6 protein-coding genes and 2 pseudogenes are annotated in these 7,379 nt (G+C 70.9%); all 8 read right to left on the minus strand.

Going from position 1 to position 7,379, the window contains the following annotated elements:
• Positions 1–485: pseudogene (locus VIR15_RS16985) on the minus strand (vWA domain-containing protein); the annotation flags it as partial.
• On the minus strand, positions 482–1,417 hold the full coding sequence (locus VIR15_RS16990; protein ID WP_331929890.1) for an AAA family ATPase: 936 nt from the start codon (positions 1,415–1,417) through the stop codon (positions 482–484). The pseudogene VIR15_RS16985 and the gene VIR15_RS16990, both read right to left, overlap by 4 nt.
• 63 nt (positions 1,418–1,480) lie before the next feature.
• Positions 1,481–2,146: a nucleotidyltransferase family protein gene (locus VIR15_RS16995; RefSeq protein WP_331929892.1), complete on the minus strand. Its 666-nt coding sequence runs from the start codon at positions 2,144–2,146 to the stop codon at positions 1,481–1,483.
• Between the two features lie 20 nt (positions 2,147–2,166).
• A complete protein-coding gene (locus VIR15_RS17000; RefSeq protein ID WP_331929894.1) occupies positions 2,167–3,963 on the minus strand; it encodes an ABC transporter substrate-binding protein in 1,797 nt (598 codons plus the stop codon).
• A gap of 190 nt (positions 3,964–4,153) precedes the next feature.
• Positions 4,154–4,879, minus strand: coding sequence for an esterase family protein (locus VIR15_RS17005; protein WP_331929896.1), 726 nt, complete (start codon positions 4,877–4,879; stop codon positions 4,154–4,156).
• A gap of 121 nt (positions 4,880–5,000) precedes the next feature.
• Entirely contained in the window at positions 5,001–6,146 is a 1,146-nt protein-coding gene (locus VIR15_RS17010) for an alpha/beta hydrolase-fold protein (RefSeq protein ID WP_331929898.1), read from the minus strand.
• Positions 6,143–7,084: a Type 1 glutamine amidotransferase-like domain-containing protein gene (locus tag VIR15_RS17015; RefSeq protein ID WP_331929900.1), complete on the minus strand. Its 942-nt coding sequence runs from the start codon at positions 7,082–7,084 to the stop codon at positions 6,143–6,145. Before VIR15_RS17015 ends, VIR15_RS17010 begins: the two co-directional genes overlap by 4 nt.
• 16 nt (positions 7,085–7,100) lie before the next feature.
• Positions 7,101–7,379: pseudogene (locus VIR15_RS17020) on the minus strand (ATP-grasp domain-containing protein); the annotation flags it as partial.

Below are 7,379 nucleotides of genomic sequence, written 5' to 3' on the forward strand. Positions count from 1 at the left end.
CGGGCGCGGCGCCGCGGGGTCAGCGGGTGGAGGCGACCGAAGAGGCGAGCGAGCGCCTGCCGCTCCTCGATGCTCAAGGTGGCGAGGTCGCGGTGCCGCAGGATCTCCTGGCCGCTCGCACGGGCCTGGACCATGTCCTCGCTGGGCTCCTCGCCCGAACCACTCTCGGCGTCCTCGAGCCCCGCCTGGGCCGCGGGCGGAACCTCCCGCTCGACCCGTCTTGTCTGCTTGGGCTGATCGGCGTTGAACCACGACGTGAAGACCTGGTCGTAGCGCTCGACGTCCGCGGGGGACGAGGTCAGCGTGGCGCGGCCGGTCCAGTAGACCTGCCGCCGCTCGGCGAGGCCGACCTCCGTGACGGCGAGTAGGAAGGTCCGCTCCCGGTCGGCAGTCACCGGCAGCCCGGCGGCGCGCAGGGCCCGGGCGAAGCCCAGCAGCCACTCCTCGGCCGCCCAGCGAGCCTGCGGCAGGTCGACGGTCATCATCCCGTCAGCACCCGATCGAGCATGGCCCGCACCCGCTCCGCGTCCTCTCGGTACTTGACTGCAGATCCGAGTGATGCTGCGGCCACCTCCGGGTCGAGGGTGGCAGCCCCGAGTGCGACGAGGGCGCGGGCCCAGTCGAGCGTCTCGGCCACGCCGGGCGGCTTGATGAGGCCGGCCTCGTTGCGCAGCCGCTGGATGACACCGACGACCTGCTCGGCGAGAACGGGTGGCACCTCAGGCAGGCGGGTCCGGACGATGTCGAGCTCGCGCGCCAGCCCGGGATGGTCGATCCAGTGGTAGAGGCACCTCCGCTTGAGGGCGTCGTGCAACTCGCGCGTCCGGTTCGAGGTGAGCACGACGATCGGTGGCGTCTTCGCCGCGATGGTGCCGACCTCGGGGACCGTGACCTGCCAGGTCGACAGGACCTCGAGCAGGAACGCCTCGAACTCGTCGTCGGCCCGGTCGATCTCGTCGATGAGCAGCACGCACGGGGACCTGCGCAGCGCCCGGAGCACCGGCCGGGCGAGCAGGAACCGCTCGTCGAACAGCTCGTTCTCGAGTTCGCGGGGGTCGCGACGCTCATCGCGCGACAGCGCCTCCACGGTCCGCAGGTGCAGGATCTGGCGCGGGAAGTCCCAGTCATAGAGTGCCTGGGTCGCGTCGATGCCCTCGTAGCACTGGAGCCGGATCAGCTCGAGGTCGAGGGACTCCGCGAGCGCCTCGGCGAGAGCGGTCTTGCCGGTGCCGGGCTCACCCTCGAGCAGGATCGGGCGACCCATCCGGATCGCGAGGAAGGTCACCGTGGCAAGGGCGTCGTCAGCGAGGTAGCCGGTCCGGCCGAGCGCCGCCGCGACGTCGCTCGGGCTCGCGAACGTCTCTGCAGGCAGCCGCCGCGGACCGGGCCCGCTGACGCGCTCGGAAACGGTGTCCATGCCCTGAGCATTGCCGACAATTGCGAAACGCGGAAGGACGGCGCACGACACGTCCGCGCCTGCTCACCTGTCGAGATCTGCCGGGGAGTCGACGTCCCGCCCGGTCGCGAGGTCGCCGCACTCGACCAGTCGGTGCTCGCGCGCGCGGAAGTAGTCGCGCGCCCCGCGGTCGCCCAGGGCAACCTCGATGACGCCCGTCCAGTGGTCCCGGCCGATGAGCGTGGGATGGCCGGGGACGCTGTCGTATGCCGCTCGGCTCAACTCCGAGCGCCACGCCCCGGAAGTTGTCCACTCGATCGCCGAGGTAGGCCTCCCACCTGATCGAGTGTACGAAATTCGGGTGTCCAGGATGCGTCGCACCACGTCGGGTCCCACGTCGGGCAGGTCGACCAGGCTGATCAGGACCGCCTCGACCTCGGTCCGGGACGTCATTGCCGCAAGGCCGGCCCGCAACGACGCCCCCATCCCCTCGGACCAGTTCTCGCAGCGGACCGTGTCGACCCCAGGCAAGTCCGCGCCGCCCAGCACCGCCATCACCTCCTCGGCCGCGGCACCGACGACGACGGTCACCCCCTCGCAACCGCCCTGGGCGAGCACGTCGACCGCACGCTCCACGAGGGTCGGCCCGTCCGGACGGGGGCGGATGAGAGCCTTTGGCCGGCCCATCCTGCTGCCCGACCCAGCGGCGAGCAGGAGGCCACGGACGGGTGGGAGGGAGCTCAGCGGCATACGGCAGTCACTTCGTGGCGTCAGCGGACGCGGGCCAGGTCGATGGTGCCGAGTGGCGTGAGCGGCACCTCGGTCACGCGGTCCCCGTGAGCATGGTGAGCGGCGGGCTGGAACAAGGGGACGAACGGGCCGAACTCGCTCATCTGGAGCTGCCACCGCGCGAATGCGCCCGGACGGTCCTCGCCGTAGGAGCTGCGTGTCTCTGCGGTGAGCTCGTCCATGGCGGAGTTCACCCCGCGCACCCAGCGGGCCCGGTTCGCGACGAGGCCACCCGGTGCGAACGCGAGGGCGGCCTCGGCATCGACGTACTCGGGCGTCCAGCTCCACAGGCCCATGGCGTTCGTGCCCTTCTCGTAGTCGGCGAGGGCCTTCGCCATCGGGGCCGGGGCGAGGGTGACGCGCACCCCGATCTGGGCCAGCTGAGTCCGGATCGCCCTGGCGACGACGCCGAGGTCGATGCCGTGGACCGGGCGGTCGCTCGCGTAGGAGAGGCGGATGGGGGCACCCCGGTAGCCAGAGCGGACCAGCGCTGCCTTCGCGGCGGCGATGTCGCGGACCGGAGGAGCGGTCGGTGTCGCAGTCGGAATGGGTGCTGCCGTGCCGATGGGCGCAGGAGTTGTTGAGGTCGTCGGCGTCGGGGTGCCAGGCGTCGTGGGTGGCCGCGTGACCGGGGGGCCGGATGTGGTCGGCACCGGCGACGAGGTCGGCGGGGGAGCTGGCGGCTCGAAGGCCCCCGGGAGACCGCGAGGCACGAGGCCCAGCGCAGGGGTGGCCCCGGCCCCGGCCGCCTCGGTGATCGCCTGCACGTCGAGTCCGAGCCGCACGGCGGTGACGAAGTCCGGGTTGCCCGTCCAGCCGTTCACCGTCTGGTCGTCGTTGAGGAGCAGGAAGGCGAGGCTGGGCGAGGTCTGCGACGTGATGGCGACGCTCGAGACAGCCGGTCGCAGCTGCATGGCGTCGGCGCGATCGGGGGGCAGGTCCAGCACAATGTCGGCCGCCCCGCTCTCGATGTCCTGCGCCTGGCGGGCTGGGGTGGCGTTGCGGATGATGACGTCGCTGAACTCCGGTCGCTCGCCAGCCCAGTTCGGGTTCGGCTTGAGCGTGATCGACCGGCCCGTCTCGACCCGGTCGATGACGTAGGGGCCCGAGCCGGCGGAGTTGGACGTCAGCCATGTTGTCGCTGCGTCACCGGGCCTGACGGATCCGCCGTTGGCCTTGACGACGTCGGCGTTGAGGATGCCGAAGGCCGGGTTGGCGAGGACGGCGGGCAGGGCGAAGTTCGTGTGGGGTGAGGTCACGGTCAGGGTGCGGTTGTCGACCTTCGTCAGGCTGATCGGCCCGAGGAGCTGGGCCGCGGCGCCACCGAGACCGCGCGCTCGCGAGAGCGTGTAGATGACGTCATCCGAGGTGATGTGGCTCCCGTCCGAGAACGTCAGGTTGGGCCGGAGGCGCAGGGTCAGCCAGGTGCGCTCGGGGGACGTGGTCCACTCCGCGAGCCCCGGACGGACCGTCGTGGGGTCCTTGGGGTCGAGCGTCGTCAGCGTCTCGTAGACCGCGTCGGCCACGAAACGACCGCTGCGCTCAACGACGGTGGACGGGTCGAGTGACGTGAAGTCGAACAGCGTCTCGACGACGAGCGGGGGTCGCTCGACCGGCGTCGTCGTCGGGGTCGGCGTTCCTGCGCCGGTGGCCGTGGCAGTCGCCGCCGACGGCGTGGGAGGGAGCGTGGGTTGGGCGGTCGCCGTGCAGGCGCCGAGCAGCAGTGCCGTGAGGACGGGTACGCCGACGCCCGCAAGGGGGGTGCGGAATCGACGCATGGACAGGTCCTCTTCGATGGAGACACCACCAGCCGGACGAGGCGGGGCGAGGGACGACGGCAGGCAGCCCATCGGCCCCCTGTCGGCGTGGTCATCCTAGCGGTGGCGGCGCGAGTGGCTCCCCGGCCACCTCATACCCACGTGGCGCCCCCGGGGTGCCGGCACGACGTGCACACTCGACGCTGAGGGATCAGGGCAGGAGGTCGTCGAGGTAGAGCGGCAGCATCTCCCACCACGTCGGCCAGTCGTGCTCGTAGCCCGAACCCCAGTCGTCGACCCGGTTGGGGATGCCCTTGGCGCCCAGCACCTTGGCAGCTGCCCATGACTCGCTCACGTCCTCCCAGGCCCCGCTGCCCGACGCGAAGACGACCATGCGCTGGCGGAGGGTGTCGAGCGCCGGCCCCTCGAGGCCGGGCAGGAAGTGGAGCGGCGAGCTGAAGTAGAGGTCGTCGGTGAAGCGGCCGCCGATGAACTTCTCGATCGCGTAGGTCCCGCTCATGCAGACCGCCGAGCTGACCAGATGCGGGTATCGACAGATCATCGCGAGAGAGTTGAAGGCCCCGATCGACGCCCCGGCCACGACGACCGGTAGACGCCCGCCGGAATCGCTGTGGATCGCGGGGATGATCTCCTCGGCGACGGCCTGGTGGAACAGGTTGAAAAGGGCCAGCAGCTGGTCTGGAGTCCCCGCGCGCTCTGCCATGGCCTTGCCGGCGACGCTGTCGCAGGAGTACACCTTGGCCCGGCCGGCGTCCATGAGCGGAGCCAGGTGGGCAACCATCTTGTGTCGCTCGACCTCCTCGGCATCCCCGCCAGCGGTCGGGAAGAGCAGCACCGGCATGCCGTAGGTGCCCCAGCGGGCCACGGTGATCTCCGTCCCGAGCCGGTCGGAGTGCCAACGGTCGCTCGCCTTCATCACGCATCCTCTCTCCGGTAGCGCAAACTCAACCACGCACTGCCGTTGCGGTCCACGCGACCGGGCGGCCCGGTGTGGCGGACCCTCGCTCGCGCGTCTCCTGGTCCCCGCGCAGCGGCTCTCACTCGTAGACGAACTTCTGCGGTCCAGGGAAGAGCCAGGACAGCCCGTCGCCAAGCCGGTCCCGCCAGTTCTCCCAGTTGTGGCCGTCGCGGGCCTCGACGTAACGGACCTGCATCCCGGTCTGCCGGAAGACGGGGACCATCGACCGGTTCGGGGTGATGAGCGGCTCGTAGACGCCGCACGACTGGTAGATCCGGTCGACGACGGCGGTCGGTCGCGCCCGATAGCGGTTGACGAACTTGACGACCGGGTCGAAGGCCGGGCCGCCGCCGTGCTGGAAGCCGATGTCGGTGAAGACGAGCGACGCAGACTGGAGCAGCAGCGAGCCGAAGAACCCGGGGTAGCGCACCGCCGTCGACAGCGACGCGATCCCACCGAAGCTCGACCCCATGAGGCACCGGGCCTCCGGAGAGTCGACGAGCGGCAGCCGCTCCAAGAGCAGCGGCACGAGCTCGCGGGCGATGAACCGCGCATGGGGGGCGTGGTTCGCGTACTCGCGAAGTCGATCCCCCGGTGGGACGAAGACCGCCACGAGCGGGTCGACGTCGAGGCGGTGGATGAGGTTGTCGAGGACCGTCTTCATTGCCGCGAAGTTGAGGTAGTCGCTGCCGTCATGGACGACGAGGAGGGGATAGCGCAGCGCCCGGTTGAACCGGGCCGGCAGGTAGACGTGGAAGCGTTGCTCGCGTCGCAGCGCCTTGCTGCGCAGGCTCTCCTCGACGAGCGTGCCCTGCCTCGCCTCCGGGTCGAACCGCACCCAGTCCGGCACCTGATACCCGAGGCTCGCGCAGACCGACGAGGAACCGAGCGGGCTGTGGGCGAGCCGCGGGTTGAGCGGGTCGTTGAACTGCTCGTGCCGCGCGCCACGCCGGACCTCGATCTGGTACTCGACCCGCGACCCCTCCGGCAGGACCGTCGTCACCGTCCAGAGATCGGTTCCCGCGACCCGCTCCATCGCGAGCGGATCGGGCAGACCGACGACACGGTGACGCACCTGGGCCCCATCGGCCTCGCCGCGCCAGATGAACGTCGCCCGTTCACCTTCGATGATGGGAGAGCCGTGGCGACTCAGGAAGCGGTCGACCGCAGCTCCGTCGAGCGGCACGCGGTCCCGCAGCCGGTTGATGGCGAGCCGCGCTGTCATGCCGCGCCCCAGGTGGCGATCGCCCCGTCCGACTCGACGTAGCGGGCGCCCTCGGGGAGGACCGTTGGCCCATGGCCCGGGTCGACCTGACCCGAGAACCGGACGATCGTCCCGTCGTCGAGCGGCACGAGGCGGTGGGCCGGGAAGCGTTTGGCGAAGAGCGCCATTCGCTCCCGATCCTCAAGGGCAAGGCGGCGCCGCGCGTGCGGTAGCGGAATGATCCCGCGCAACCGCCCCAGCCCCCGGTCGTGGACCTCCGGCGCAGTGACCCCCTGAGGCGCGAAGTCGTGGAAGAGCACGACTGGGTTGCACACCGCCATGGCGCCCGCCGACCAGGCGATGACGGGCGTCTGCGGCGGAATGGCGACGTCGAGCAGCCGGAGCGTCTCCATGAGGATGCCGACATGCCCCCCGGCAACGGCGACCACCGCTGCGCCCGAGATGGTCTCGGCGACCTCGCGACGCTGGCGCGCCAACGCCTCGCTCGACTGGACGACCTGCGACGTCGCGGTCGTGTCGACGATCCGTGCGACCTCGTACGCATACCAGTCGTCGACGTCACGCAGCGCCTGCATGGCGGACCGCCGGGCACCCTCGGCAACGTCGTTCTTCGACGCCCGCCGCATCACGGCGAAGACGGTGTCCCATGCGGCCTGGAGCCGGATGCCGTAGAACGCCCGCAGCTCGGCGTGGCGGGTGCGGTGCTCGAGGATGGCGACGCGAAGGTCCCGGTCGCTGCCCAGCGCCTCGACGGCCCGGCCGTAGAGGCTGACGTTGACTCCGCGGTCGTCGAGCACCCCGCGCAGCTCGGCGTCCTCGGCCTCGCGCTCCTCCCACCCGGCGTTGATCATCGCAACCGGCCCCTCGCGGTCGAGGCTGCGCAGCGTCGCCTGCACCGTTGTCGTGAACCGTTGCGGCCCAAGCAGAATCGTTGTCACCGGTTGCCCAGACAGCTCAGCCGGCATGGACCTTGATGGTGCGACCGATGTCATCGAGCATCGCCCGGGCGGCGTCGTAGTCCGGGTGCCGCAGCCGCACGTAGGCGTTGGCCATGTAGCCCGCCTCGACCGGCTGGGTCCCCTCCCCGACCGGAGGGAAGTGCCCGTCGATGATCCAGTCGCCCAGGCGATGCTGGATCTCGTCGATGCCGTCGTAACCCGTCACCACCCCGTCACGGTCAGGTCGCAGCGCGACGAGCCCAGCGGCATACGACCGCTTCATGGGTTGCTCCGC

It is taken from the genome of Intrasporangium sp. (assembly GCF_036566125.1).
Classification (GTDB): domain Bacteria; phylum Actinomycetota; class Actinomycetes; order Actinomycetales; family Dermatophilaceae; genus Intrasporangium.

Bases quoted from the DNA above. Each gene is read 5' to 3' on its own strand.
- VIR15_RS16990 (WP_331929890.1), bottom strand. From the start codon at position 1,417: ATGGACACCGTTTCCGAGCGCGTCAGCGGGCCCGGTCCGCGGCGGCTG.
- VIR15_RS16995 (WP_331929892.1), bottom strand. From the start codon at position 2,146: ATGCCGCTGAGCTCCCTCCCACCCGTCCGTGGCCTCCTGCTCGCCGCT.
- VIR15_RS17000 (WP_331929894.1), bottom strand. From the start codon at position 3,963: ATGCGTCGATTCCGCACCCCCCTTGCGGGCGTCGGCGTACCCGTCCTC.
- VIR15_RS17005 (WP_331929896.1), bottom strand. From the start codon at position 4,879: ATGAAGGCGAGCGACCGTTGGCACTCCGACCGGCTCGGGACGGAGATC.
- VIR15_RS17010 (WP_331929898.1), bottom strand. From the start codon at position 6,146: ATGACAGCGCGGCTCGCCATCAACCGGCTGCGGGACCGCGTGCCGCTC.